This is a genomic window from Psychrobacillus sp. NPDC096389, from assembly GCF_044762855.1.
In the GTDB taxonomy this organism is placed as follows: domain Bacteria; phylum Bacillota; class Bacilli; order Bacillales_A; family Planococcaceae; genus Psychrobacillus.
In genome coordinates, this window is the sequence record NZ_JBIWFB010000007.1 from 115,410 (window position 1) to 141,448 (window position 26,039).

29 protein-coding genes are annotated in these 26,039 nt (G+C 37.4%); 17 read left to right on the top strand and 12 right to left on the bottom strand.

Going from position 1 to position 26,039, the window contains the following annotated elements; genetic code table 11:
• The first annotated feature begins 814 nt into the window (after positions 1-814).
• The 5 genes from adh to ACIQ38_RS16745 all read left to right on the top strand — a co-directional run bounded on the left by adh (position 815) and on the right by ACIQ38_RS16745 (position 5,548).
• Entirely contained in the window at positions 815-2,335 is a 1,521-nt protein-coding gene (adh, locus tag ACIQ38_RS16725; protein WP_402825507.1) for an aldehyde dehydrogenase, read from the top strand.
• 21 nt (positions 2,336-2,356) lie between these two features.
• The gene (locus ACIQ38_RS16730) at positions 2,357-2,713 is read left to right on the top strand and encodes a DUF779 domain-containing protein (protein ID WP_402825510.1); all 357 of its coding nucleotides are present in this window, start codon (positions 2,357-2,359) and stop codon (positions 2,711-2,713) included.
• 310 nt (positions 2,714-3,023) lie between these two features.
• Positions 3,024-4,037, top strand: coding sequence for a DUF1646 family protein (locus ACIQ38_RS16735; RefSeq protein WP_402825512.1), 1,014 nt, complete (start codon positions 3,024-3,026; stop codon positions 4,035-4,037).
• 114 nt (positions 4,038-4,151) lie between these two features.
• The gene (nfsA, locus tag ACIQ38_RS16740; protein ID WP_402825515.1) at positions 4,152-4,883 is read left to right on the top strand and encodes an oxygen-insensitive NADPH nitroreductase; all 732 of its coding nucleotides are present in this window, start codon (positions 4,152-4,154) and stop codon (positions 4,881-4,883) included.
• Positions 4,880-5,548 (top strand): DNA alkylation repair protein, encoded by a 669-nt coding sequence (locus ACIQ38_RS16745; RefSeq protein ID WP_402825517.1) that lies wholly within the window; start codon positions 4,880-4,882, stop codon positions 5,546-5,548. Before nfsA ends, ACIQ38_RS16745 begins: the two co-directional genes overlap by 4 nt.
• 36 nt (positions 5,549-5,584) lie before the next feature.
• Here the strand turns inward: ACIQ38_RS16745 and ACIQ38_RS16750 are convergent, their stop codons facing one another.
• The 4 genes from ACIQ38_RS16750 to ACIQ38_RS16765 all read right to left on the bottom strand — a co-directional run bounded on the left by ACIQ38_RS16750 (position 5,585) and on the right by ACIQ38_RS16765 (position 8,898).
• Positions 5,585-6,667 carry a CAP domain-containing protein gene (locus tag ACIQ38_RS16750; protein WP_402825520.1) on the bottom strand — a complete coding sequence of 361 codons (1,083 nt, stop codon included), beginning with the start codon at positions 6,665-6,667 and terminating at the stop codon, positions 5,585-5,587.
• 17 nt (positions 6,668-6,684) lie between these two features.
• On the bottom strand, positions 6,685-7,221 hold the full coding sequence (locus ACIQ38_RS16755; protein WP_402825523.1) for a superoxide dismutase family protein: 537 nt from the start codon (positions 7,219-7,221) through the stop codon (positions 6,685-6,687).
• Between the two features lie 93 nt (positions 7,222-7,314).
• Complete coding sequence (locus ACIQ38_RS16760; RefSeq protein ID WP_402825526.1) at positions 7,315-8,490, bottom strand: MFS transporter; 1,176 nt, start codon at positions 8,488-8,490, stop codon at positions 7,315-7,317.
• A gap of 12 nt (positions 8,491-8,502) precedes the next feature.
• Positions 8,503-8,898 (bottom strand): MarR family winged helix-turn-helix transcriptional regulator, encoded by a 396-nt coding sequence (locus ACIQ38_RS16765; protein WP_402825529.1) that lies wholly within the window; start codon positions 8,896-8,898, stop codon positions 8,503-8,505.
• Between the two features lie 159 nt (positions 8,899-9,057).
• Here ACIQ38_RS16765 and ACIQ38_RS16770 point away from each other — a divergent pair, with 159 nt between their 5' ends.
• Positions 9,058-9,336, top strand: a complete 279-nt coding sequence (locus ACIQ38_RS16770) for a hypothetical protein (protein ID WP_402825532.1) — start codon at positions 9,058-9,060, stop codon at positions 9,334-9,336.
• Positions 9,337-9,364: 28 nt separating this feature from the next.
• Here the strand turns inward: ACIQ38_RS16770 and ACIQ38_RS16775 are convergent, their stop codons facing one another.
• The 4 genes from ACIQ38_RS16775 to ACIQ38_RS16790 form a co-directional block, all read right to left on the bottom strand.
• Positions 9,365-9,838 (bottom strand): transporter, encoded by a 474-nt coding sequence (locus ACIQ38_RS16775; RefSeq protein ID WP_402825534.1) that lies wholly within the window; start codon positions 9,836-9,838, stop codon positions 9,365-9,367.
• 74 nt (positions 9,839-9,912) lie between these two features.
• Entirely contained in the window at positions 9,913-11,085 is a 1,173-nt protein-coding gene (locus ACIQ38_RS16780) for an alanyl-tRNA editing protein (RefSeq protein WP_402825537.1), read from the bottom strand.
• 52 nt (positions 11,086-11,137) lie between these two features.
• On the bottom strand, positions 11,138-12,760 hold the full coding sequence (locus ACIQ38_RS16785; RefSeq protein WP_402825540.1) for a SulP family inorganic anion transporter: 1,623 nt from the start codon (positions 12,758-12,760) through the stop codon (positions 11,138-11,140).
• 27 nt (positions 12,761-12,787) lie between these two features.
• Positions 12,788-13,114 carry an ArsR/SmtB family transcription factor gene (locus ACIQ38_RS16790; protein WP_402825543.1) on the bottom strand — a complete coding sequence of 109 codons (327 nt, stop codon included), beginning with the start codon at positions 13,112-13,114 and terminating at the stop codon, positions 12,788-12,790.
• Between the two features lie 145 nt (positions 13,115-13,259).
• Between ACIQ38_RS16790 and ACIQ38_RS16795 the strand changes: the two genes are divergently transcribed.
• Together ACIQ38_RS16795 and ACIQ38_RS16800 are read left to right on the top strand one after the other, a co-directional pair.
• Positions 13,260-13,703 carry an ASCH domain-containing protein gene (locus tag ACIQ38_RS16795; protein ID WP_402825546.1) on the top strand — a complete coding sequence of 148 codons (444 nt, stop codon included), beginning with the start codon at positions 13,260-13,262 and terminating at the stop codon, positions 13,701-13,703.
• A gap of 12 nt (positions 13,704-13,715) precedes the next feature.
• The gene (locus ACIQ38_RS16800; protein WP_402825548.1) at positions 13,716-14,363 is read left to right on the top strand and encodes a hypothetical protein; all 648 of its coding nucleotides are present in this window, start codon (positions 13,716-13,718) and stop codon (positions 14,361-14,363) included.
• A 51-nt stretch (positions 14,364-14,414) separates the two neighbouring features.
• Here ACIQ38_RS16800 and ACIQ38_RS16805 read toward each other — a convergent pair whose 3' ends face one another.
• Positions 14,415-15,239, bottom strand: a complete 825-nt coding sequence (locus ACIQ38_RS16805) for an STAS domain-containing protein (protein WP_402825551.1) — start codon at positions 15,237-15,239, stop codon at positions 14,415-14,417.
• Between the two features lie 141 nt (positions 15,240-15,380).
• Between ACIQ38_RS16805 and ACIQ38_RS16810 the strand changes: the two genes are divergently transcribed.
• The 7 genes from ACIQ38_RS16810 (at position 15,381) to ACIQ38_RS16840 (ending at position 22,737) form a co-directional block, all read left to right on the top strand.
• Complete coding sequence (locus ACIQ38_RS16810) at positions 15,381-15,887, top strand: DUF4825 domain-containing protein (protein WP_402825553.1); 507 nt, start codon at positions 15,381-15,383, stop codon at positions 15,885-15,887.
• Between the two features lie 24 nt (positions 15,888-15,911).
• Positions 15,912-16,931: a serine hydrolase domain-containing protein gene (locus tag ACIQ38_RS16815; protein ID WP_402825556.1), complete on the top strand. Its 1,020-nt coding sequence runs from the start codon at positions 15,912-15,914 to the stop codon at positions 16,929-16,931.
• Positions 16,932-16,980: 49 nt separating this feature from the next.
• Positions 16,981-17,274 (top strand): DUF6509 family protein, encoded by a 294-nt coding sequence (locus ACIQ38_RS16820; RefSeq protein ID WP_402825559.1) that lies wholly within the window; start codon positions 16,981-16,983, stop codon positions 17,272-17,274.
• 92 nt (positions 17,275-17,366) lie between these two features.
• Positions 17,367-18,908, top strand: coding sequence for a Mur ligase family protein (locus ACIQ38_RS16825; RefSeq protein ID WP_402825562.1), 1,542 nt, complete (start codon positions 17,367-17,369; stop codon positions 18,906-18,908).
• A gap of 982 nt (positions 18,909-19,890) precedes the next feature.
• Positions 19,891-20,277 (top strand): MerR family transcriptional regulator, encoded by a 387-nt coding sequence (locus ACIQ38_RS16830; protein WP_402825565.1) that lies wholly within the window; start codon positions 19,891-19,893, stop codon positions 20,275-20,277.
• A gap of 35 nt (positions 20,278-20,312) precedes the next feature.
• Complete coding sequence (locus ACIQ38_RS16835; protein ID WP_402825568.1) at positions 20,313-21,614, top strand: hemolysin family protein; 1,302 nt, start codon at positions 20,313-20,315, stop codon at positions 21,612-21,614.
• 67 nt (positions 21,615-21,681) lie between these two features.
• Entirely contained in the window at positions 21,682-22,737 is a 1,056-nt protein-coding gene (locus tag ACIQ38_RS16840; protein ID WP_402825571.1) for a hemolysin family protein, read from the top strand.
• A 139-nt stretch (positions 22,738-22,876) separates the two neighbouring features.
• On the opposite strand, the gene ACIQ38_RS16845 is transcribed toward ACIQ38_RS16840, so the two are convergent.
• From ACIQ38_RS16845 to rluF, 3 genes are all read right to left on the bottom strand, one after another.
• Entirely contained in the window at positions 22,877-23,209 is a 333-nt protein-coding gene (locus ACIQ38_RS16845; RefSeq protein WP_402825574.1) for an ArsR/SmtB family transcription factor, read from the bottom strand.
• The gene (locus tag ACIQ38_RS16850; RefSeq protein WP_402825576.1) at positions 23,210-23,632 is read right to left on the bottom strand and encodes an SRPBCC family protein; all 423 of its coding nucleotides are present in this window, start codon (positions 23,630-23,632) and stop codon (positions 23,210-23,212) included. It abuts the gene before it with no gap.
• 100 nt (positions 23,633-23,732) lie between these two features.
• Entirely contained in the window at positions 23,733-24,437 is a 705-nt protein-coding gene (rluF, locus tag ACIQ38_RS16855) for a 23S rRNA pseudouridine(2604) synthase RluF (protein WP_402825829.1), read from the bottom strand.
• 94 nt (positions 24,438-24,531) lie between these two features.
• On the opposite strand from rluF, the gene ACIQ38_RS16860 reads away from it, so the two are divergent.
• Together ACIQ38_RS16860 and ACIQ38_RS16865 are read left to right on the top strand one after the other, a co-directional pair.
• Positions 24,532-25,494 carry a DUF4003 family protein gene (locus ACIQ38_RS16860; protein ID WP_402825579.1) on the top strand — a complete coding sequence of 321 codons (963 nt, stop codon included), beginning with the start codon at positions 24,532-24,534 and terminating at the stop codon, positions 25,492-25,494.
• Positions 25,495-25,549: 55 nt separating this feature from the next.
• The gene (locus ACIQ38_RS16865) at positions 25,550-26,023 is read left to right on the top strand and encodes an acyl-CoA thioesterase (protein WP_402825582.1); all 474 of its coding nucleotides are present in this window, start codon (positions 25,550-25,552) and stop codon (positions 26,021-26,023) included.
• Positions 26,024-26,039 lie beyond the last annotated feature (16 nt).

Sequence of the window (26,039 nt, forward strand, 5' to 3'; positions counted from 1 at the left end):
TACGGCAAATATATCAAAGCCATTGATCTGAAAAGACTGCTCATTAAAAAAAGCGCAACGTTCTAGTCATTACTCGCAACAGTGTGTAGAATTCCCGCAACATTCTGCCTCAAATGCGCAACATTTTGGGGTAATTGCGCAACGTTGACAAAAATGAGTCACAGTCATCGTTGTCTCACTCCAAGTAAACTTGTTGTTATAAGTATTAGTTGCTTTCATATGCAATTTAGTTGCTCTCACGCCTATTTTGGTTGCTTTCGGAATAGATTTAGTTGCTTTCCACAATCAATTGGTTGCCCAAAGCCATTTACTGGATACACTTCATGAAAAAATTAGCATCACATTTTGTTTTTAGTGAGCAGATACTTAATAAGTAAACAATTTCTATTGATTTTCACTGTAGACGGCGACTCCTATCGAGACCAACAGAATGTTGGTCTCGAAGGTGTTACCACACGATGTGGCGCTCTTAGCCTTTGTTCTTCTGGGAGCAAAATGAGCCTTCACAAGGATGAAGGCTCATCACTCACCCTACGGAAAGCGTCCGCCCTGCTGCGAAAATCCCTGTAGACACTTCATACAACACACTACGATACACTATCACTATAAGATGAAAAACAAAATAAACTTAAAAGACAGTCTCGTGTTTTATTAAATATATTAAACTAAATATTTGCAATTATAGTTCTAATCTGACAAAATGAAATAGAGACTATTTTTTTATTTTAATAGTTTTGGAAGCGCATACACGTATATGTTCAAGCATATATATTTGTGATGTGCAAAAAATGTTGCTAAGGGGAGGAATTACAAAATGGTTTATGCATTTCCGAATACAGAAGGTTCAAAGGTTTCGTTTAAGGACAAGTATGAAAACTATATTAATGGTGAATGGACACCCCCAGTAAAAGGACAATATTTTGATAACGTTACACCGGTTACAGGTAAAGTATTTACACAAGTTGCGCGTTCAACGGCAGAAGATATCGAACTTGCATTAGATGCAGCTCATGCAGCAAAGGATGCATGGGGCAAAACTTCTGTTGCAGAACGATCTAATATATTAAATAAAATAGCAAATCGAATCGAAGAAAACCTAGAAACACTAGCGATAGCGGAAACATGGGATAATGGAAAGGCAGTTCGAGAAACATTAAATGCCGATTTACCACTTGCTATTGATCACTTCCGTTACTTTGCTGGAGCTATTCGTGCACAAGAAGGTGGACTAAGTCAAATTGACAACGATACAGTGGCGTATCACTTCCATGAGCCGCTTGGTGTTGTTGGACAAATTATCCCTTGGAATTTCCCGCTTTTAATGGCAGTTTGGAAACTAGCACCAGCACTGGCAGCAGGGAACTGCGTGGTGTTAAAACCGGCTGAACAAACACCAGCTTCTATTTTAGTATTGACAGAGCTAATTGGTGATTTATTACCACCTGGTGTTTTAAATATTGTGAATGGCTTTGGTTTAGAAGCTGGAAAACCGCTAGCATCTAGTCCGAGAATTAGTAAAATTGCCTTCACTGGAGAAACAACTACTGGTCGTTTAATCATGCAATATGCTTCTCAAAACTTAATCCCTGTCACGTTAGAGCTTGGAGGGAAATCGCCGAATATTTTCTTCGAAGATATAATGGACGAAGACGATGCATTTTTAGATAAAGCAGTAGAAGGATTTGTTTTGTTTGCCTTGAACCAAGGAGAAGTATGTACATGCCCTTCGCGTGCACTTATCCAAGAGTCTATTTATGATAAATTTATGGAACGTGTTCTCCAAAGAGTAGAGGCGATTCAAACAGGAAACCCACTAGATCCAAACGTAATGATGGGTGCTCAGGCTTCCACAGAACAAATGGAGAAAATTTTATCTTATTTAGATATTGGTAAGCAGGAAGGTGCAGAATGTTTAATCGGCGGAGAGCGTAATACACTAGACGGAGAGCTTTCAGAAGGGTATTATATTAAACCAACTGTGTTTAAAGGGAATAATAAAATGCGTATTTTCCAAGAAGAGATTTTCGGACCAGTAGTATCTGTTACAACGTTCAAGACGAAAGAAGAAGCATTAGAAATTGCGAATGATACATTATACGGATTAGGTTCTGGTATTTGGACAAGAGATATGAATACTGCATACCGTTTTGGACGCGAGATTCAAGCGGGCCGTGTTTGGACGAATTGCTATCACCAATATCCAGCACATGCTGCATTTGGTGGATATAAAATGTCCGGCGTAGGTCGTGAAAATCATTTGATGATGTTAAGTCATTATCAACAAACAAAGAATCTTCTTGTAAGCTATAGTGAAAATAAATTAGGATTCTTTTGATTAAAGAAAGGGTGAGTGTAGATGGTTGAGCGGGTAATTGCAACAGACGCTGCACTGGAACTCATAGAATTATTGAAAAGTAAGCATGGTCCTTTAATGTTCCATCAGTCAGGCGGTTGTTGTGATGGTTCTTCCCCGATGTGTTATCCAGACGGTGACCTTATTATAGGAGATCAGGATGTGTTATTAGGTCAAATTGGAGAGGTCCCGTTTTATATGCATAAAAACCAGTTCGATTACTGGAAGCATACGCAGTTAATCATTGATGTGGTGGACGGTAGGGGAGGAATGTTCTCTTTAGAAGGAGTAGAAGGGAAACGTTTTTTAACAAGGTCTCGTGCTTTTACAGAGGAAGAATATAGACAACTACAAGCATAATCAAAGAGCGTATGAGGAAGTCAAAAAGACCTCCTTATCCGCTTTTTTTATGCTGGAAAGGCTTGCTCCTGGGCAAAGCTCGTCGCAAACAAAACCCGCACGATGCGGTGCACTTTGCAGACTTACCCTATTCACATTTACCTGTTGGGGCAGAGACAGGCACTTGCGCTTTTGTACATAAAAAATCCCAAAATATTGTTTAATCAAGAAATATAAGTTCGAATATTGTTATAATTGTGTTAAACTAACTATATTGATGGCAATTGAATTTAGTTAGGTATGTTTAGTTGGAAGGGAAGATTACATAGTAATGATTATTGGTTTACTTATTATACTGTTGCTCGTATTATTTTTACCTTTTAGTGTTAAATACGTGGAACATAACTTAGAAGTCTTTTTATTTATCATGGGTATTGCGGCGGCAATTGTCAGTGGCGTGTTGGATATGTCTCTATTTATAAAAGCACTAGAAGATCCTATTAAAATAACGCTAGCTGTTCTAGTGGCAGGATTATTATTCAAATGGCTTCAAACTCCTTTAGAAAAAGGAATTTTAGGCATAAGTAATGCAATGCCATTTCGGTTATTTACCGCACTGATTGTTATTGTTTTAGGATTACTTTCTAGTATTATTACAGCAATTATTGCTGCTTTAGTATTAGTGTTAATCGTTAGTGTCATTAAACTTGATCGCAAATCAGAGGTACGTCTTGTTGTATTAGCTTGTTTCTCTATTGGTCTTGGTGCGGCTTTAACTCCGATTGGAGAACCACTTTCGACGATTGCTATTAGTAGACTAGATCAAGACTTTTTCTATTTAATCCGTCTAATCGGTCCGGAGATTATTTCTGCGGTCATTATTTTTGGGATATTAGCAGCTTTTCTTGTAAAGCCGAAACAAAGCGAAGAAGGTCTATCTAGTAAGCAAGAAAGCGAATCATATAAAGAAATTATTATTAGAACAGTTAAAATCTACTTGTTTGTAATGGGACTAACATTACTTGGAGCAGGTTTTGAACCACTCATCAATAATTACTTGCTTGATTTGAATCCTGCTATTTTATATTGGATCAATATGATTTCAGCTGTTTTGGATAATGCTACGTTAGCAGCTGCTGAAATCAGTCCAGCTATGAGTGAGGAAACGATTCGAGCGATTCTACTAGGTCTTATGATTAGTGGAGGAATGCTCATCCCGGGGAATATACCAAATATTATTTCTGCAGGTAAACTTGGTATTCAAAGTAAAGAATGGGCTAAGTTTGGGTTCCCGCTTGGACTAGTTGCAATGGTTGTATATTTTATCGTGCTATTCGCATTCTAAATTATTAAAGTATAAGAGTGGATGAAAGTGTCTATAGAAGGCACATTTGTCCACTCTTTTCGTTTTTTCGGTATACTTATACATAACAATTAAAAATGAAAGAGGTTATGGCAAATGGTAGAAAAATTATTACGTTCCCATGCATCGGTTCGAAAGTATAAAGACTATACACTTACGAAAGAAGAGGTCATAGAGTTAGTCGAAACTGCTCAACACGCTGCGAGTTCTCACTTCGTACAAGCATATAGCGTCATTTGGGTAACAGACAAGGTTAAAAAAGAGGAACTAGGTAGACTTTCACAAAATCCTAAACAATTTGAAACAGCCGGAGCTGCATTATTATTATGTGCAGATTTCCATCGCCTGCAAGCAGCAGGAAAGCTACATAACATGCAGATTGAAATCGATACAACTGAAAATGTTTTGGTTGGAACGGTCGATGTAGCTTTATTTGCACAGAACTTAGTTATTGCTGCAGAGTCGAAAGGTTTTGGTATTTGCTTCATAGGAGGAGTGCGTAATGCACCAACAGAGATTAGTCAGTTAGTTGGCTTGCCGGAAGGAATATTCCCGTTATTTGCGATCACTTTAGGGGTACCAGATCAGCAAAATGAAGTAAAACCTCGTCTTCCCGTTGCTGCAATTTTACATGAGAATAACTATGATAGTGCAAAATACGAATCACTATTAAGAGAATACGATCACACGATGGAAGCATACTATGCAAGCCGTGGTTCCAATCAAAAAGTAGCAAATTGGACGCAACAAATGGCAGAATTCCTGGAAAAACCACGTCGTCCACATATGGCAGAATTTCTTGCAAGTAAAGGATTTCAATTGAAATGAAATGGTCAATCGAACTTGTGAAAAGCTATATGGAACCTTATAGAAACGAGGAAAACGCATTGCCAATGGCTGCGTATATGAAAAATAATTTTCCGTTTTTAGGTATTAAAACGCCCGAACGAAGGGTGCTATTTCGGGCACTTGTGAAAGAAAATGAGCTGCCTGATTTGGAAGCTGTACAAGAAGAGGTTTGGGCACTTTTTCAATTAAAAGAGCGTGAATATCATTACGTAGCAATTGAATTGCTTGCCAAATACCAAAAACAATTGACAGTCGACCATTTGCCTTTTTGCCTAAAACTCATTGAAACAAAATCCTGGTGGGATAGTGTTGATGCCATTGCTCCTAAAATTGTTGGAGATATTGTAAAAAGGAATAGAGTAGAAGGAGAAGCTATTATGATGGAGTGGGCAAAGTCTGCTAATATGTGGACAAATCGTGCATCCATTTTACATCAGTTAAAGTATAAGCAAGAGACGAATGAAGCATTATTATTTGCAATCATTAACCGACATGCGGGTTCAAAAGAATTCTTTATCCAAAAAGCAATCGGTTGGGTACTAAGAGAGTATGCAAAAACTAAGCCAGAAATTGTTCTTCAGTTTGTAGAAAATACAAAGCTTGCACCATTGAGCAAAAGAGAAGCGTTAAAACATATGAAATAATGAAAAGGGCTACCTTAAAAGGATAGCCCCATTTTTTTATTTCGAGTAAAAATTTTCCGTATAGTAAGGAGTGGCATTTTCATTAAAAGCAGTTCCTACACCTAAATTTCGGTAATCGCTATTTAATATATTTTTTCTATGGCCCATGGAATTCATCAACCCTTCATGAGCGAAAATACTACTCGTTTGTCCATAAGCTAAGTTTTCACCTGCGAAAGAAAAAGTTAATCCGTCATCCTCTAGTCTATCAAAAGGGGATTTTCCTTTTAAATTTTCATGACTAAAGTAATTATGAATCGCCATATCCTCACTATGTTTGCGCGCTGTGTTACTGACAGCATCATCATATGTAAGAATAGACAAGCCTCTAATAACTCGTGCAGAATTAGTTAAGTCAAAAAGTTGAAATTCAAAACCTGTCTTTAGTTCGTCAGAAGGTTCACCGAATGTCTTAGTTTGATTTTTTTCGACAGATTCTTTCATAATTTGTATTGCAGTAATCGTATTGTTTTCATGTAAATCATAAAAGAAAGTTACATAACTTTGGTCGATTAGAAATAGATCGTATTCTCCCGAATCGGGCAGTATATAGATGATATTGCCTTTTTTTAATTTCTTAATGGGTTCCCCTAGTTTAGCAAGAACTTCATCTCTTGTACTGTCCATCGGTAATCCTAAAAAGGAAGATTCGGAAGGTTGATTTGTGAACATGGCATTCACCGTATTTTTGCTATCGTATGAAACCATCATGAAGTTTTGATAGTCTTCATGATACGTATGCCAAACCAAATTGTATTCATTCAAACTTACTCTTTTTGCATTGCCATGGGTTTTCTCAATATCACTTTTCTTCATCCCAATGGTGATTTGATCTAATTCGATACCTTCACCAGGAAGTGTTTGTTCGTTGGAAGAAATATTGGTGACTGGTTCATCTTTTATTTCTTTCCAGTATGCTTTTGCTTCGTTCAAATAGTGTGTAACCTCAATGGAATCGATCCATTCATCTACAGGCTCTAAAAAAGCAAGGTCTACATATTTTGCAGCATGTTCTTCCCATAATGGTCTAGAGAAGAAGATGGCTAAAACTAAAAGGAGTAACCAGCCTATTGTTTTCATCCAAATCACCTCCCAATTTATTGCTTAATCTCTCCACAAACGATACGATCTCCGGAATTGCCGGAAGGGTCTGTCTTATAATCATCTGCACTTTCATGGATAATAATAGAACTCCCATCTGCGTCTAATAGAGAGTTACTTTTTCCGGCAGCTAATACTACCGCAGGAGATACTGTTTCTAATTCAACTGTACCATTTGCATCCACTTCAATATTAGGTAAATCACCTAAATGATAACCTTTTGGATTTTGAAAACCGTGTTCTTTATGCGTAGGATTAAAGTGGGCGCCGGCAGTTTTGAAATCTGGTTTCTCACATAAAGCTGTCTCATGAAAATGTATTGCCTTCACTCCTGGTTCTAGGCCTTCTGCTTTTATGAAAATGTGAACACCTTTTGCTTGGTCAGTAAGGGTAGCTTGTCCTACTTCTTTCCCCTCCGCATTTAGCAGTGAGACTTGAACTTGTTCATTTGAATCTGCGTCTGCTAACGGGAAGCTACATCCACTAAGTATAACTATTAATAAAACGTATAAACTAATGTATGGTTTCTTCACCTGTATTCCCTCCTGAATATATGTCCATTCAAGTCTTGCCAAATAGAGGGATAATATACATAGTTGAACCGGAAATTGGTAAAGAAAAACCGTTCAGCTTTTCGCTAAACGGTCTTTTTTCTTTTGTAATCCCATAAATAGGAGGAGGGCTACAAAAACAATTACGCCAGACAATAAATATAAGTTCTGATAGCCAAATTGTGCAGCAATTATTCCGAGTAAGAATGATCCTATTGCTAATCCAGTATCAAACAAAGTAAAGAATGTAGCGGTAGCATATCCACTTCTTTTATGTGTAGTAGATTGGATAGCGAGTGTTTGAAAGCTCGGTACAACTGCCCCGTATCCAAGGCCAATAAATGCACCTGAAAGTAAAAATAAGAATGGAGAATTCATAAAAGCAAGTAAAACAAGGCCAATAATAAAAGAAATTAGACCTGGGATAATAATATACTTTGGTCCCTTTTCATCGAAGATTTTTCCGGTAAAAGGACGAGTCACTAGCATCACGATTGCAAACAATGCAAAAAAGCTACTTGTTAAATGTAATACTCCTTTTTGTTGTGAATAAATCGACAAATAGGAGAGAACACCCGCATAGGAGAAACCAACTATACAAGCATTAAGTGCAATAGGCAGTGCTTTTTTCTCAAATAGATCATTCCAAGTCAATCGGGACTTCGCTGGAGGAGTGGCAGCTTTCTTATCGGCAGGTATCATTAAAGCAGCAATCCCACCAATAATAAGTAAGACAGTCAACGTTAAAAACATGATATCGTATGAGAAATATTGAATAATAGTTAATGTGACAAGAGGTCCGACAACAACAGCTAAGTTTGTTGACATCACAAAATATCCTAATCCAGCACCACGTCTAGAGATAGGGATATTGTCTGCTGCCAAAGATCCGCTTGCTGTCGTTGCAATACTAAAGAAAATCCCTTGTGCGAGTCGTAAAACTAATAACGCCTCAAAGGGTACTACGAAGTAATAAAGCGCAGTACATAGCAGGTAAAGAAAAAGTGTAGCCCAAAGTACCTTTCTCTTACCGATTAAGTCCAATATCTTTCCAGAGAATGGGCGCACAATAATTGCGGAGATTAAAAAGATAGTCATTAATAAACCTGCATCTTTGTCAGAGCGAGATAAAACGTCCGTTGCATAAAGAGGAAGTGCTGATACTAAACCATAAAAAATGAGAAAAATAGAAAAGTTTGTTGTGAACAAACTGATAAATGCTTTTGTCCATATAGGTTCTTTTTTGTTCACATGTATTGCTCCTTATTTAATTTTACGTAAAAGCTCGATTAGTATAGTTTCTTCTTCTTTTGTGAGACTTTCGACCATTCTATCTTCAAACTCCAAGATAGATTCTTTAATGTGGGCGAAGTCTTGAGAAGCCTTTTCGGATAAACGCACAATTTTCTCACGGCGATCTTTTCCAGGTCGAATATCAATCCATCCGAGCTCAACTAAACGATAAACAGTACGAGTAATGGTTGGAGCTTCCACATTTAAATACTTCCAAATTTGTGTCAATGACATCTCTCCATGTTTTTGAATGGTAAATAGAACTGTCCATTGGGAGGCATATAAATTGTGTTTTTTTAAAGTAAGATTTATTTCATTCGTTAAAAAACGAGTTTTCTGAAAAAGTTCATGAAAAAGTGGGTTCATCGATTAAACGGCTCCTTTTAAAATATTAAAGAAATATATTTACCTAGCTAAATATATTTTACTACGATTTAAACACTCTGTAAAGAATGATGAAAAAGCGGGTTGAATCGAATGAGGTAGACTTGTCCAAACTAATTAGAAAGAAGGAGGCGAGAAGATATGACGGAATTTCCTGTAATACATACAAATATTTGGGACTCTCTTTGGGCTGTACCAGTTATCATTGTGCTAACAGAAATTTTAAAAGTAATGCTCCCTATTCGACCGCAATACATTTCTACTATTGCGACGTCTATTGGGCTAATCATTTCTATTTTTATAAGCCATCCCCATCATTTATCAGCTGGGATTTTTATGGGTTTTTTTTATAGTGGAGCCGCGATTGGAGCTTATTCTTCTATTAAAACTTCTCTTATGGCTTACCGTAACCGTGCATAAAAACCGAGCATCGCTGCTCGGTTTTACTTTAGAAACATTGGAAAGACGAGATTCTATTTAAATCTGTTCCATAATATGTCCACATACGTCCAGTCCATCTAAATCCAGCTACTGATCTCCTGCCAACAAAGGTTGGGTAAAACCAAAAAGAATTTCCGTTTACAAGCCAGATAAACGTATTTCGGAATAAACACCCTCTTATAGCACCTGCATCTACAGCAAAAGTACCTATAGACTGTTGCTGACGTTGTGGAGTAAATGACGGTGGTGGGCTTGTTGGTGGATTCCCTTCCGGATTTTGTTGTTGCCCTGGAAAACTAGGGGGAAATGATGGTCCTTGTTGACCAGGAAATTGCCCAGGGAACTGTCCTGGAAACTGTCCAGGGAAACGACCAGGGAATTGATCAATTGGTGGCATCATGGGCATTGTATTTCCTGGGAAACGTGAACTTCCCGATTGAAAAGGGTTTTGATCTTGTGGAAATGGAAATTGATTGTTCAACTTAAAAATCCTCCTCTCCTTGCATTGTCAAATTATTATATGGAGGGAGGATTTTTATGGAACGGTGATTTACCTTATTGTATATAAAAAATTGCTTTTTCTATCAATTGTTCACTAGATAATGTATTTTCTCCTCCTCCTTGTGCCATTTTTTCATTGCCCCCTCCTTTTCCGTTTATAGAAGGAAGAACATTTGTGATTAATTCTTTCATGCTTTTTTCTACCATGTCACCTTTTGCTGCCACGATTTGTAGTTTATGTTCGTTTTCCGAAACAAGTATGCAAATTGTGTCTAGCGCATCTGCTACTACTGTTTTTGCTAACTTCTGTAGTTCTTGAATAGAGCGGTTTTGAAAAGTATCCGTAACAATAGACGTTTCTGCTCTCGATAATAACTCTCTTGCTTCATAGTGTATGAGTGTATCTTTTAAATCGGCTATTTGTTTTTCAGAAGCCTTACCATTGTCTAACGATGACTTTGCTGCCTCTACTAACTTTTCTTCTGGTGCGTTTAGTGTACTGATTAAATTTAATAGTACTTGTTGTTTGCGATGTAAATGCGTAAGGACTCTTTCCCCACAAACGAACTCAACACGGATATGTCTTTTTTGTTTTTCTGTCTGCAGTATTTTGATGAGTCCGACTTGTCCTGTTTCTTTCGGATGTGTACCTCCACATGCATTGTAGTCGAAATCGGGTATGAGGACGAGACGAATATCTTCTGTAAGAGTAGTCGCTTTTCGTAACTTGTACTGGGCAAGTTCTTCCAATGTGACCCATTTCGTGTCGATTGGTCGATTTTCCAAAATGATTTGATTGGCAAGTTTTTCTGCATCTTTTAATTGCTCCGCGGTAACGACAGTCGTGTCTAAATCGATTGTAGCGCTTACTTTTCCTAAGTGGAAACTAACCGTTTGAAATCCAAATAAGCTTTCAAAAGCAGCAGATAAAATATGCTGTCCAGCATGTTGCTGCATATGGTCAAAACGTCTATCCCAGTCAATAGTACCTTCTACTACTTCTGTATTTTCTGGAAGCGGCTTTGCTAGAAAATGCCTTACTTCTCCGTCAATGGTTTCCACATTTATCACGTCAATCCCGCTTAATGTGCCGGTGTCATGCGGTTGTCCGCCACCAGTAGGGTAGAAGGCAGTCTCTGAAAGCACGACGTAGTCATGGTCCTGCTTGATAACTTGTGCGGAAAATGTTTGTATGTATGGATTTTCATAATATAGTTTTTTAGTCATTTGCGATCTCTCCTTTATAAAAATATAGCATGATAAAGAAAAGACCGCATTTTTAGGCGGTCTCCTTTGGTTGGTTAATCATTTGCAAAGCATATTGGATTGCATCATCTGTATGTGTAAAGAACTGATCGGCACCAATCAGGTTATAGATACTTCCTCGTTTTAATCCATTTATAAGCTTTGGCGAAGCTTCAGCAATCAGCAGTGTACCATTACTTTTTTGCACGTATTTTATGATATTCGATAAGTTCTCTTCAGCGGTAGTATCGATGAAAGGAACATTTTTCATATTAAGTATAAGTACGATCGCCTTTGAATGAATCATTTCGATTACTCGTTGCTCAAATAGCTCCGCCGTCCCGAAAAACAAAGGACCATTAATCGTGAACATATCAATTTGAGGAGAATCATAGTCAGGCAATACTTTTGTAACAATTTGGATAGCGGTCATTTTTCCAATAAATAACACAATAGATAGTATCAGTCCAACTAAAACAGCAGTTGTAATACTTGTGAAAACGGTAAAGAAAAAAGTTGTTAATAAAACAAGAGACTCACCATTTTTAAGTTTCAAAACTCGACCAAATGCTTTCCGTTCACTCATATTCCAAGCAACCATCATGAGCACGGGTGCCATGCTGGCAAGTGGAATTTGCGATGCAAAAGGAGCAAACAGTAGTAAAGTCACTAAAACGATTAATCCATGAAAAACACCCGACATTCTGGAAACAGCACCGGATTTAATATTGGTAGCAGTACGAGCAATGGCTCCAGTAGCAGGAATACCACCGAAAAGGGGAGTGACGATATTAGCAATTCCTTGTCCGATTAATTCTTTATTACTATTATGTTTTGTTCCAGATATTGTGTCTGCAACAACGGCAGATAGAAGTGATTCTATCCCCCCAAGCACCGCAATTGCAAAGGCAGGAACGATTAATCGTTGTATTCTTTCCCAGCTTAGCTCAGGAAGATGAAATGCTGGAAGCGAATTTGGAATACCTCCATATGCAGAACCGATAGTCGCTACTTGCCCCGAAAAAAAGAAGTAACCTATTAATGTAGATACCAAAAGACCAATAATGGGGCTAGGAACTTTAGGAAAGACTTTTGGTGTAGCAAGTATGAAAAAGAAACAAATAATACTGATAGCAATACTATAAACATTGAGTGTAGGGAGATGAATCACAATTTCTTGCATATTGGCAATAAAACTTTCATGTTTTTCAATACCTTCCAGACCAAAAAAGTTTGCGATTTGTCCAGTAAAAATAATGATAGCGATACCTGCTGTGAACCCTATCGTAACGGGTCGTGGGATAAATTTAATAAGCGAGCCAATTTTGAATATCCCCATAATGACTAATAGTATTCCTGCTAATAATCCAGCAAGAAGAAGATCTTCATAGCCATATGCTATAACAATACCAAGCAAAATGGGGACAAAGGCACCCGTAGGACCGCCAATTTGAAACTTAGAACCACCGAAAATAGAAATAATAATACCTGCAATAATTGTTGTATAAATTCCATATTCCGGTTTAACTCCCGAAGCAATAGCAAAAGCCATTGCTAGTGGAATAGCAATGACACCAACAATCAGCCCTGAAAGTAAATCTTTCTGAAGATGATACAAGGAATAATTTCCTTTATTCAACTGAAATGGTCCTTTCACATTTACCCCTTCTTTTTCTCCCTATTTTTACTGCTCTTCTAATTCTTCATACATTGATAAAGTATCGATTAAATGGTTGTTAAAAAGTTCTTTTGCCACGTTAAGCAAATCTACAATTGCTGGGTCACGTAATGAATAGACAACCCGTTTTCCGTCTTTTGCCCCAATGACGATGTTTTTTGCACGAAGTACACTTAATTGCTGTGAAACAGTGGAGCCTGAGCTTCCTATAATCTCTTGTATTTCATTGACACTTTTTTCCCCGGTAGATAAAATTTCTAAAATCCGAATTCGTAAAGGATGGGAAAGTGCCTTGAAGAAATCAGCTTTAAATTGTTGTAAGTCACTCCACATAAAAACGCTCCTATATTATACATATTTAAATATTTGAATATGTTGATATAATCATCATAAGATGAACTTGACGGTTTTGCAATAGTATTTAGACAATTGTTTTAATATACTAATAGTAAAGCAATGAAGAATCGAGGAACTCATCATGAATGAAAGAGCGCAAGAATATTGGAAGACATTTTGGGCAGGAAAAGATGAACCCAAATCAGTTAGTGCATGGCAATTTGGAGGAAGTCCAGATGAATTAGCGCAGCTTGTAGTAGATGGAGTGAAATCTGCCACATGCTCGGGGCATATATTTTATGAGGTAGAAAAAGAACCACTTCCAAAAGTGGATGACTACAGTATTGTTTTAAATAGTAGAGATGAACCTGTTGGCATCATTCGAACTTCTGAAGTGAACATAATACCGATGAACGAAGTGCCAGAAGAATTTGCATACGATGAAGGAGAAGGAGATCGTTCCTACAAGTATTGGAGAGATGTGCATATTGAATTTTTTACAAGTGCATTAAAGGAAGTAGGATTAGCTTTTTCGGAGGATATGCTTTTAGTTTGTGAGCGTTTTGAATTAATCGACGTCAAATAATGGGGTGAAAATATGTTTCAGTCAGTAAAGTTATATACAGATAAACTAAAACAACTGAAGGGCTTCTACGGAAATGTATTAGGGTTTACTATTGTCGAGTCGGGCAATGAGTATTTCAAATTATCCGTAGGTACATCTACATTAACTTTTCAGCAATCGACTAAAGAGGCTTTATATCATTTTGCTATTAATATTCCTGGAAATCAATTTACACTTGCAAAACACTGGGCAAAAGAAAGAGTTACGTTAAATAGGGAAGATGCGGTAGATGAAATTTATTATTCTCGTTTTGATGCAGATGCATTTTACTTTGAAGATCCAGCGGGTAACGTTATCGAACTAATTGCAAGACGAAATGTAGATAAGTGGAGTGATTTCAGTATCGATTCTCTGTTAAACCTAAGTGAAGTTAGTATAACAACTCCTTTTGTACAGGAAGTAGGAGAGCAAATACAAGACATTGGTATACATGTTTCGGGGCATGTAGATATAGAGCCGAATGAGCTTAACTTTTTAGGAAGTAAAAATACATTTATTTTATTAGTTCCTCCTAATAGAAGATGGTACTTCTCGAAAAAAATGAGTATAACATCGCCTATTGAAATAGAACTTACAGCTGGGCAGACGATTAAAGTATCGGAAGATGGAAAAGTAGTATAATGTCCCTGTGCAGCAAACAATTCAGAATTGTTTGCTGCACAGGGACTTTTGTTAAGAGTTTTCCTTCAAAGCTTGCATTAAACTTGAATACGTCTTAATACTTGTAAAATCTATCTCGAGTGAAAGCATAGATTGTGCTAACTCTGGGCGAATACCTGAATAAATCGCTTCGACACCGATAAGATTAAGCGCCAATAAGAGCTGATATAACTGGTGTGCTACTGTCGAATCAAGTATTGGAACTGCTGAAAAGTCGATAAAAATAGTAGTGATTTTTTTGGCATAACTTTGCGCTAACGTAGATTCAAAGATTAGTTTTGCTCGGTCGTTATCAATACTACCTATGAGCGGTAACACCCCAATTCCTTCTTTAATAGGAATGACAGGACTACTAAGTTCGGTGATTAATGCTTGATTCGTAGTGAGAATCTTATGTGAGTACTCATGATGGTGCTTAGCAAAAAGCTCAATGATATAATCGATAGCCGTATTCATCAAATCAGACCAAATAGCCACATCAATTCCTGTCACTTTTTCCTCTGTCTGTTCGATAAATTTTTCGACGTAATTCCAAAATATTTTCCGAACTTTATTGAATCCATGAATACTTTCATAGAGTGGAAAAGATTCTTTCACACGAATTTCCGCTACTTGGAAAGCTCGGTTTTCGATATACGCTCGATATTCTTTTTTATCTTGAATGTACACGGAAGAAATAGCCTCTATTAGAAAACCATTTTCATCTCTCAGAAACTTTTCCTTGTCGTTTTGGATAAAAGAGGGGTTGTCCAACAGCTTACCTGCTAGCCACTCATCGGTTATATTTGATTTGTTTTCTATGAGGAAGTTATATAACTCTTTGTTTAAGTTACTCAATTTTATATGCTCCTTCGCCGTTCATTCTATTATGTACATTGTAGAATATTGCTCCGTTTAATTCTAGTCATGACAATGCGAGCAAGGAGATTAATAGTGTACAATGGAAGAAGCAATAGAAAAAGTAGAGGGGGGAAACAATTGCATAAAACAACATGGACAATTATAGGAATCACCCTCGTCTTACTAATCGGTGTAGTTTATGTATTAAATAGCAACCAAAAGCAAGCGAAACAAGGGAATGTGGAACAATTACATGTAACAACACATGATTTTCAAAAAGTGTTAGCTTACGAAAGTGATTATATGGGCGATGCATCCAATATTAGTAACCTATTTAATAATCTCCCGCTTTCTAATCACAAAGGGACGATTGAGCTAGATTCGGATAATTTCATATGTGTCGTCAATTATGATGCAAAAAGTGATGAAAAAGTAGCTATTTACAATGCAACAGCAGCTTTTGTGTTAATTAAAAACTTAGAAACGGTCGACATGCGTTTTTCTGATCGATCATATGAGATTACAAGGAAACAAGTCGAAGGATGGTTTGGGCCTGATTTTGAAGCATTGATCGATCCAACCGTATTTAAAGAGAAGATTCAACAGCCTTTGTTGGAGAATAATACAGGTGAATGGATAAAATAACTGGACTTACAAGGGGAAATGAGAATGGGAAATGGTTTAATCGAGCATATTGAACATATTCAAAAAGAAATTGGTTTTTCGGGGTCATTAATGGTTAAACAAAAAGGGAAAGTACTTGCTCAAAGCGGTTTTAGTTATGCTAATCGATCAGATGAAATTAAAAATGAAATAGCAACTCGTTATGGTATAGCATCTGGATGTAAAATTTTCACGGCAGTAGCTATTTGCCGACTTGTTGAGGAAGGTAAGCTTTCTTTTGATACAAAGTTAAAGGAATGCTTAGATATCCCTTTCCCTAAATTTGATGAAAATATTACTATCCATCATCTCTTGACTCATACTTCAGGCATACCTGATTATTTCGATGAGGAGACAATGACAGACTATGAGGAACTGTGGATAGACAGGCCGATGTATCATATGAGACGTCTTCATGATTTCTTGCCATTATTTCAACATGCCCAAATGAAATATAGCCCCGGTGAGAAGTTCCATTACAATAATGCTGGATTTATCGTCCTTGGTTTAATCATTGAGAAAGTAAGTGGTTTGCTATTTAAAGATTATGTACAAAAACATGTTTTTGAAAAAGCCGGGATGGCATACTCAGGTTATTTTGCTTTAGATTCCCTACCTGAAAAAACGGCAATTGGTTATATAGAGCATGAAGATGGTACTTGGAAAACCAATATGTACTCTCTTCCTATTCAAGGTGGTTCCGATGGAGGAGCCTTTGTAACAGTGGGGGATATGTTAAAGTTTTGGGATGCACTTATGAACAATGTATTGCTTAGTGAGTCATTGACGAAAACGTTACTAACACCTCATGTTAAAGAAGAAGCCGATGATTTTTATGGGTATGGAGTATGGATGAAGAAAAAAGGTGATACAATTTTGAAGTATCATGTAATGGGCTACGATCCAGGGATAAGCTTCCATTCCGCCTTGTATCCGGAAATGGACACACAACTAGCTGTTTGTGCAAATATTTCTAGCGGAGCCTATAAAATAATGAATGAAATAGAGAAACGATTATATAAATAGGATTATTTTTTAAAAAACATGATAAACTGTATAAACGGAGGTGGACTTTGTGAAAATAACATCCTACGAGGTTGATAAAATAAAAGATCCAACAGGTATTATTACGGGAGATCGTTATGAGTTCCTATTAGGTATTGAAGTCCCGGAAGATGACGAGTTATTCGATGAAAATAATTCTTTAGATTTGCGTGTGATTTTAGCGGTAATAGAAACCGAAGAACGTATTGTGCAATATCATTTCTTAGATCGTAGTAATGGAAAAGTGCTAGACTTTGGTTTGGAAGAGGAAGAAGAGTTGGAAGTTCTTGCTTTTTGTAAAGAACATTATAAAGAAGCAATTTAAACCGAGAAGGGACTTCCTTCTCGGTTTTCTTCTTTTGTTAATTACGGTAAACTGTAATGTACAAACGATTTCACAAAAAGGTGGCCACTTTAATGGAAATAACAAAGTTAATGAAATATGTAGATGTAATTGAAGTAAAAAATGCAAAACAATTAGATATAACAGGACTTGCTTATAATTCACGAAAAGTGGAAGAAGGACAAGTATTTGTTTGTATAAAAGGATTTAAAGTAGATGGACACCAGTTTGCTGGACAAGCTGTTGAAAATGGCGCAGTAGCACTAGTTGTGGAGGATTATATAGAAGGTTTGGAAGTTCCTCAGTACAAAGTAGAAAATGGCCGTATCGCACTTGCTACACTTGCAGATGCTTTTTATGATCACCCCACTCGTAAACTAAAAACGATTGGTATTACTGCGACAAATGGGAAAACTTCTACTTCGTTTATGACGAATGCTATATTAGAAAACCACGGTTTGAAAACAGGATTAATGGGCACGGTTGTAGTGAAAATTGGCGATTATGCAGAACCATCTGAGCTGACGACACCTGAATCTCTAGATTTACAACGTTTTTATGCACAAATGGTCAAAGAGGAAGTAACACATGCAACGATGGAAGTCTCTTCATCCGCACTTGAATTAAACCGTGTGGGATGCGTAGATTTCGACATTGTTACATTGAATAATATAAGTCGAGAACATATTGACTTACATTCGTCATTTGAAAACTATTTTGAACATAAATCTAGTTTGATTCGTAAGGCTGGAAAGAATAAAGTAGCAATCTTAAATTTAGACGATTCATACTCAGCTTCCCTTGTAGATCAAACCGAAGCAACAGTAATCACTTATGGCGTGGAAGAGCAGTCCGCAGACGTTACTTGCAAAAACCTAGATTTATCAACAGGTCGTGCAAACTTCACAGTGGTCATTTCTAAAGATATTGTTACGAAGGATATCGTTATTCCGAAGCAGCAATTCCAGATTGAGCTTTCTACACCAGGTTTCCATTCTGTTTATAATTCGATCGTTAGTATTATTATAGGATTATTATGCGAAGTACCTGTTGCGACGATTCAAAAAAGCTTACGAGAATTTGTTGGAGTGGAACGCCGTTTTGAAATTATTTTTGAAGATGATTTTAAAATTATCGACGATCACTTTGCCAATAGCGGAAACATCGATATTACGTTAGGGACATTAGAAAAAATGGATTTTAATCGTATTTCTCTAGTGTATGCGATTCGAGGAGATAGAGGAGTCACGGTGAATAGAGAAAATGCTGAAACGATTGCTAAATGGGCACCAAGATTAGGTATTCATGAGGTTGTCGCTACATTAAGCCGCTCCCACGTCACGCAAAAGGACGTTGTTTCTGATAGCGAGCTTGCGGTATTTGAAGAAGTGATGGAAGAAGCAGGCATTAACGTTCGTTTATACGAAGAATTGCCAAATGCGATTGAACAAGGTTTGCGAGATGTAGCAGAAGGGGATCTCCTATTACTAGCGGGATGCCAAGGAATGGACTACGGAGCAAAAATAGCATTAGAACAACTTGAATCGATTCGACCGAACGTAGACAAAAAGAAATTATTCCAAGCGCTAGAAAAACGTGTAGCTGGAAATTCATAATAACGATAAACACAAACGTGCAATTGAAAATATACATGAAATAGCCCAGTTCAAGGAACTGAGCTATTTCATGTATTTCTTCTTCAGTTTCAACTATTACTTTTTGCCACGCCTGTTGGTTAGCCAAAATTATCCGGTAAATTGAATATTATGGTTGTGATAACTCATAGCACTCTATGCATAAATGCTTTTGTAGTGCTTTGAACGAAAGCGAGTTCTACACCATTATACGAGATTTCTTCATGTATAGGGATGCGACTTCGTCGCATCCCTATACATTTTTTTCGGTAATCGTGTGGTAGTCTTTCGGCCGTCGCACTCCAAAAGCATGGGTAATCGAAGTGCTAAAGCTTTGGAGAACAAAAGAATAGCCACCTTCCTATCTGGATAAAAGCAGCAAAGATACAATTTTGGCTGCTCAGTCCTTCTCTATTGTAATTCTGCCTTTACGATTGGAAGGAAGCGTTCCTTTTCTATCTAGTATCAACGTATTACTAGCACGAACTTTGAAAAAAATAAGCAAGGAACACCTGATACACTTATCCCACGATGATGATATAGTGAATATTTCGTCTAAAAAGAACCAAGAACGTAAAAGTAAAAAATGAGATACTTGAGCATAATTGGTGAAATTTTAATGGTAGAAATTAGCCAATCAACAGATGTGATTTTTGTAACTATATTCTTCAATAAAATCACCATCTACACTATGAGAAACATTCATTTGTTCTCCAACAAATGTTAATGTCCTAACTCCTCGTTGTCCCTCTGTTCCATACTGATCATCCTCTTAGTTATAAGTAAAGTAATAATATATAATCCAATCAAAACTAAAAGAACTATATGTCAAAAACAAGAATTTTTTTCAGAAAAACGACTGAATTCTTCCTCAAAGCAGGACGTGCTACTGTATGCTTTTATGTGAATTATGTTACTATTTTCTTAATATATTGAAAGGGGCGATTGCATTGGGAAGGAATTCATGCATATTGGCGAGATAGCGAAACTTAGCGGATTATCTACTCGGACAATCGATTACTACACAAGCTGCGGTTTTTTTCCTATTGAGCGTTCTGAAGCCAACTATCGGCTATACCCTGCAACGGTCCTTCAGACGATTGAACGGATTCAGCTATTAAAAAAACAGCGCATGTCCATTGCGGAAATCAAACAAATTCTAGTCACAGATGAAAATCTAGAAGCCGAACTCTTGTTAAAGGATATTCAAGAGGAATTTGATTGTTTACAAAAAAAATTAGCTCGGTTGGAGGAACATTTGAAAGATGCTCCTACTCACGTAAAAGTAACCATTCATAAAACGATAGAAACACGAATGACGTCGATTGCTTTGTTATTGACTTTAATGTAATTAATTTGGAGGTGAATCCCTTAAAGGGAATATAGGTGGATATAATTACTATATTGAATTTAGTTTTATTAGTGATTTTGATTGGCTTGACCGCGTTTTTCGTTGGAGCGGAATTTGCCGTCGTCAAAATTAGGATGTCTCGGCTTGATCAATTAATCGCTGAAGGAAACCAAAAGGCTGTAATTGCGAAAAAAGTTGCTGTTAATTTGGATTATTACTTATCAGCCTGCCAGCTAGGTATTACAGTTACCGCTCTAGGATTAGGTGCATTAGGGAAACCAACTGTTGAACGTCTAATGTACCCGATTTTTGACTTTTTTGCTGTCTCCGATGCGGTAGCATCCGCAGCCTCATACGCCATAGCCTTTCTACTTGTAACGTTTCTACACGTCGTTATTGGAGAGATGGCACCGAAAACATTGGCTATTCAATATGCTGAAAAGATGACCTTGATTCTCGCACCTTCTCTTTACTGGTTTGGATATGTCATGAAACCGTTTATTTGGACTTTGAATGGATCAGCGGGCGTTTTGTTAAAAACATTTGGTGTTAAACCTGCTGGACATGAACAGGCTTACTCGGAAGAGGAACTAAAAATCATCATGACCCAGAGTTACGAAGGGGGTGCGCTCAATCAAACGGAGCTATCCTATATGGAGAATGTATTCACGTTTGATGAACGGTTTACCAAGGACATCATGGTTCCAAGAATGGAACTGGTTACTCTGGATAAAGACATGCCACTAGATGAGATAATTAAAACGTTGGATGAAAACAACTACACTCGTTATCCGGTATCGGAAAACGGGGACAAAGACCGGATCCTCGGTTTTGTCAGTGCTAAAAAGATGCTGCCCCATATTGTGGCTGGACGAGAGCGAAAACTCGAGGAATTCATACGAGAAATTCCTATTGTTTTTGAAACTACTGGACTACAGGATGCTTTGCTTAGGATGCAGAATACACATGTTCATATCGCATTAGTAGCTGATGAATATGGAGGAACTGCCGGCATCATCACTATGGAAGACATTCTAGAGGAAATTGTGGGTGAAATCCGCGATGAATTCGATGCTGACGAAGTACCGGATATCAACAAGATTGATGAAAAACAATACCTCATTAATGGCCGTGTACTCTTAAAAGACCTTCAAGACCGCTTTGGTTTAGTTTTTGATGAAAGCGAAGATGTCAATACCATTGCGGGATGGATTCATACCCAAAGCCCAGGAGAAGTTCAAACAGGTGATATAATCTCCAAAGATAACTTTCTATGGACGGTTACTGAAATGGATCAACAACAAATAAAGAGGATTATGTTTCAACAAGAGACTTAAAAAAGGTGATCCGATACAATTGAGTTAAATATTACTGGAGGTGAATCCCTCTCATGGGGGAGAAAATTTGGATGGACAAACCATAATAAACTTGTTATTAATAGCATTGCTCATACTCTTGACCGCTTTCTTCGTTGGGGCTGAATTTGCCATCTTAAAGGTGCGTATGTCAAGAATCGACCAATTGATATCAGAAGGAAATAAGAAGGCAGCACTCGCAAAGAAAATTACGAACGAATTGGATTATTACCTTTCTGCCTGCCAACTGGGCATTACGGTTACAGCTTTAGGGCTAGGTGCATTGGGTGAACCGACTGTTGAAAGAATGCTACATCCATTATTTGAGTATTTTGCTGTTCCAGAAGCATTGGCGACTGTACTTTCTTATGCCATCGCACTAGCAATAGTAACGTTCCTGCACGTGGTGATTGGAGAATTGGCACCAAAGACATTGGCTATTCAATTCGCAGAAAAAATGACCTTGCTACTTGCTCCCCCGTTATATTGGTTCGGAAAAGTAATGAGTCCGTTCATCTGGTTACTGAACGGTGCTGCGAGGATCTTTTTACGACTATTCGGAGTAGAGCCAGCTGGGCATGAAGAGGCCCATTCGGAAGAAGAATTGAAATTAATCGTGGCGGAAAGCTTCCAAAGTGGCGAAATCAATAAAACCGAATTAACCTACCTTAAAAATATTTTTGCTTTTGACGACAGAATTGTAAAAAATATCATGATAGATCGGTCAAAAATCGTAACTGTGGACAAAGAATTATCGAAATCCGAATTGTTTGAGGCACTAGATGCACATGAATACACGCGTTATCCCGTGACAGAAGGCGGAAACAAAGACAAACTAATCGGTTTTATCAATACAAAAGAGTTATTGACCAGCATGGCTGCTGGAAGAACAGTGAAATCGGAATCGTTTATTCATGAAATGCCGCGTTTCCCTGAGACTACTTCTATCCAGAAAGTACTGTCTAAAATGCAGCAAAGCAGGGTTCATATGGCCATTGTTACAGATAAAGATGGTATCACTGCCGGTCTCGTGACAATGGAAGATATTTTAGAAGAAATTGTCGGCGAGATTAGTGATGAATATGTGGATGTTCAAACCACTTAAGGAAAAATTTTTATTATATGAACTTCTATTGAATTAACAAAAAAGAGACTGCTTATGGGGCGTCTCTTTTTTACAGTGTAGAACTCGTTCTGTTTAAAGCACTCTATTGGATATTTAATGTTATTCAACCCATGTGATTTCAACTATCTTCATCATCATTTTCCACCACATACTTCAGCATCGACAACTTATTATTCCAAAACTGATCGTAATAAGAAAGCCAATCTTTTAACTCTTGAAACGTTTCAGGTTGTAGACGGTATATTTTTTCTCTACCGACTTTTTGTCCGCTTACTAAATTTGCTTCTGAAAGTATATGGAGATGCTTGGCGATTGCTGTGCGGGTCATCGGAAAATGAGAAGTAATTTCCCCGATTGGCAGTTCCTGATGGGCAAGCAGCTTTAATACGTCTCTACGTGTTGGGTCAGCTATTGCTTGAAACACATCATACTTTTGGGCAGAAGAGGACAATTAGTTTTCAACAGCCTTTCGCAAGCCCTTTTGTACAATGCCCACCCAACCTTGAGACATTTTTTCATGAATATCTGCGCTTTTTTGATTTGCTTTTGAGATGAGTGCATCTGGTTGTTTCCATCCACCGTGAATAAGCGTGAACTCTGTTTGATCTCCTAATTCTTCTAAAATAAAAGAAACAAACCATCCATCTGTATCCCATATAAATGAAAGCTTGTGGGGAGCATTTACTTCTGTCACTTTGCAAGGAGACGGTCCGAAAGGTGATTGAATATGGAATTCGTACCCTACTTCTAATTTAAAGTCATTTGGCATAAACCATGAAGCAATACCTTCGGATGTAGCAACTGTATCCCATACTTTTTGAATTGGCGCGTTTAAAATGACCGTTTGTGTAATATCTTGTAATGTATTATCCATCGATTTCCCTGCTTTCTTATAAAAAATATGAAACCTTTTAGTTTCGCTTTATTTATTATATGAAACCATTTGGTGTTATGTCAAATCCATGTTTGCACAATTATCGTTTGGGGGAATAGTTAAGTGTAGTGAATAATTCTTTTTTCTCACTGTCGGTTAACTCTCTCCATTCTCCGATAGGAAGACCTTCGATCGTAATATTCATAATTCGAATACGCTGCAATCGTTTAACAGTAAAGCCAAGGGCGGAACACATTCTTCTAATTTGTCTATTTAGACCTTGTGTTAATGTAATGTTGAACATGTTTGGACCTAATTTTTTCACTTTACAAGGTAGTGTTTTCGTACCGAGTATATTTACTCCTGCAGCCATTTTCGTTAAAAATGTATCCGTAATTTTTTCATTGACAGTAACGATATATTCTTTCTCATGCCCTTTTTCGGCACGAAGAATTTCATTGACGATATCGCCATCGTTTGTTAATAGAATGAGACCGTCTGAGTCTTTATCCAATCGACCGATATGGAAAATGCGAAGTGGATGATTTACATAGTCGACGATGTTTCCTTTAATATGACGTTCCGTTGTACTTGTAATGCCAACAGGCTTATTTAAAACAAGGTACACTAGTGGTTGTTCCACAACAATTGGTTTTCCGTCTACTTGTACATCATCGCCAGCTTCTACTTGGCTACCTAACTCTGCTTTTTTTCCATTAATCATAACTCTTCCATCTGTAATCCACTTGTCCGCACCTCGTCGAGATACAATGCCAGCTTCACTTAAAAATTTATTTATACGAATGATTGCCACCTACTTTTATTAGTTAAAATAATTATATCAAAGCGTGAAACCATTATAGTGCAAATTCCGTAAAAAAGAAAAGGAGTGAGTGAAGATGATGGTCAATGAAAAAATTGAAAGAACATATAATGCGCTTAAAAAAGTTTTAGGGTGGACGGTAGATAAAAGAGTAATATTGTCTCTTGCGGGGTATTATGTAACATTAGAAAGAGAATTTAACGAAAAAAGATATAATGAAATTTCGATGCATATTAAAAAAAGTACTGGCATGTTTAGTCCGTTACGTTCTCATTTACATCCTCTATTCGTATCCACGCTAGATGTAAGTGATTTAGAAGCAAAAGAAGCAGTAGAATTGCTTATAGAAAAAGCTGATGCATTAAAATCAGCTTCTTTTAAGATGAATAGCTATGCGTATTTAGCCGCGTTAATGATGTCTGATGACAAAGAGACATGGTCCGAGGAAATAAAGCGTGCAGAGCAATTGATGGCAGATATGAAAAAACATCACCGTTTTTTAACATCTACCGATGACTATCCTTATGCAATGTTTTTAGGAAAGCTAGACGGTGACACCGCTCTCCGTGCAGAAACGATGAACAGGTATTACAAAGAATTGAAGGATTATAAGTTTTATGGAGGAAATGAATTACAATGGATGTCCCAAGTATTAACATACACGGGTCCCGACTACGAAGATAGCTTAGTACAAAGAGCAGTTATTATTCGAGATGGGTTAAAAACTGTCAAAATAAAAACATCGGCGCCGCAATATCCGATTATTGGATTTATGGCCGCACTAAAATTAGGGGAAGATCAGTTAAATGAAATCGTGACTACCTACGAATCAATCGCAAGTATGAAGTTATTTTCCTGGTATAAAGAATCCGCATTGCCAATAGCGTTCGGACTTTCGTTAAGATCATCAAAAGACATTTATGCCACAGCTGCAATTTCGATGGCAACTTCTCTAGAACTTATTTTACAAGCGCAACAAGCCATGATGATTTCTACTATTGCAGCAACGAGCGTAGCAGCGTCTTCTAGTTCCAACTAAACATCATGGTATACTAACAAAGAATAGAAACAGACGATTAAAAGGAGTAATTTATATGAAAACAAACCCGATGAGCCAATCTAGAACCATACAGTCCCATTTAGTTCTCCCGCCGGATACAAATCACCATCAAACAATTTTTGGTGGAAAAGTACTCGCTTATATCGACGAAATTGCAGCTATTACTGCGATGAAACATGCAAAAGGTGCGGTAGTAACAGCATCAATCGATTCGGTGGATTTTGTATCTTCTGCAAGGGTCGGGGATGTAATTGAACTAGATGCCATTGTTTCTTCAACTGGTCGTTCTTCGATGGAAGTATATGTACGTGTAACGTCGATGAATGTACTAACGGGAGAAGAGAAGTTAACAACCGAGTCTTTTGTAACAATGGTTGCAGTGGACGAAAATAATAAACCGATTCCCGTAAAAGGTATTCATCCAGAAACGAAAGATGAAATTCGCTTATATGAAACAGGACCTGCAAGACGCTTACACCGTAAACAACGTATGGAGATGAGATACTAGAAGAGTAGGACGTGAT

Bases quoted from the DNA above. Each gene is read 5' to 3' on its own strand.
- ACIQ38_RS16735 (WP_402825512.1), top strand. From the start codon at position 3,024: ATGATTATTGGTTTACTTATTATACTGTTGCTCGTATTATTTTTACCT.
- ACIQ38_RS16770 (WP_402825532.1), top strand. From the start codon at position 9,058: ATGACGGAATTTCCTGTAATACATACAAATATTTGGGACTCTCTTTGG.
- ACIQ38_RS16750 (WP_402825520.1), bottom strand. From the start codon at position 6,667: ATGAAAACAATAGGCTGGTTACTCCTTTTAGTTTTAGCCATCTTCTTC.
- adh (WP_402825507.1), top strand. From the start codon at position 815: ATGGTTTATGCATTTCCGAATACAGAAGGTTCAAAGGTTTCGTTTAAG.
- ACIQ38_RS16780 (WP_402825537.1), bottom strand. From the start codon at position 11,085: ATGACTAAAAAACTATATTATGAAAATCCATACATACAAACATTTTCC.
- nfsA (WP_402825515.1), top strand. From the start codon at position 4,152: ATGGTAGAAAAATTATTACGTTCCCATGCATCGGTTCGAAAGTATAAA.
- ACIQ38_RS16765 (WP_402825529.1), bottom strand. From the start codon at position 8,898: ATGAACCCACTTTTTCATGAACTTTTTCAGAAAACTCGTTTTTTAACG.
- ACIQ38_RS16730 (WP_402825510.1), top strand. From the start codon at position 2,357: ATGGTTGAGCGGGTAATTGCAACAGACGCTGCACTGGAACTCATAGAA.
- ACIQ38_RS16865 (WP_402825582.1), top strand. From the start codon at position 25,550: ATGAAAACAAACCCGATGAGCCAATCTAGAACCATACAGTCCCATTTA.
- ACIQ38_RS16825 (WP_402825562.1), top strand. From the start codon at position 17,367: ATGGAAATAACAAAGTTAATGAAATATGTAGATGTAATTGAAGTAAAA.
- ACIQ38_RS16830 (WP_402825565.1), top strand. From the start codon at position 19,891: ATGCATATTGGCGAGATAGCGAAACTTAGCGGATTATCTACTCGGACA.
- ACIQ38_RS16795 (WP_402825546.1), top strand. From the start codon at position 13,260: ATGAATGAAAGAGCGCAAGAATATTGGAAGACATTTTGGGCAGGAAAA.
- ACIQ38_RS16860 (WP_402825579.1), top strand. From the start codon at position 24,532: ATGATGGTCAATGAAAAAATTGAAAGAACATATAATGCGCTTAAAAAA.
- ACIQ38_RS16790 (WP_402825543.1), bottom strand. From the start codon at position 13,114: ATGTGGAGTGACTTACAACAATTTAAAGCTGATTTCTTCAAGGCACTT.
- ACIQ38_RS16850 (WP_402825576.1), bottom strand. From the start codon at position 23,632: ATGGATAATACATTACAAGATATTACACAAACGGTCATTTTAAACGCG.
- ACIQ38_RS16815 (WP_402825556.1), top strand. From the start codon at position 15,912: ATGGGAAATGGTTTAATCGAGCATATTGAACATATTCAAAAAGAAATT.
- ACIQ38_RS16745 (WP_402825517.1), top strand. From the start codon at position 4,880: ATGAAATGGTCAATCGAACTTGTGAAAAGCTATATGGAACCTTATAGA.
- ACIQ38_RS16800 (WP_402825548.1), top strand. From the start codon at position 13,716: ATGTTTCAGTCAGTAAAGTTATATACAGATAAACTAAAACAACTGAAG.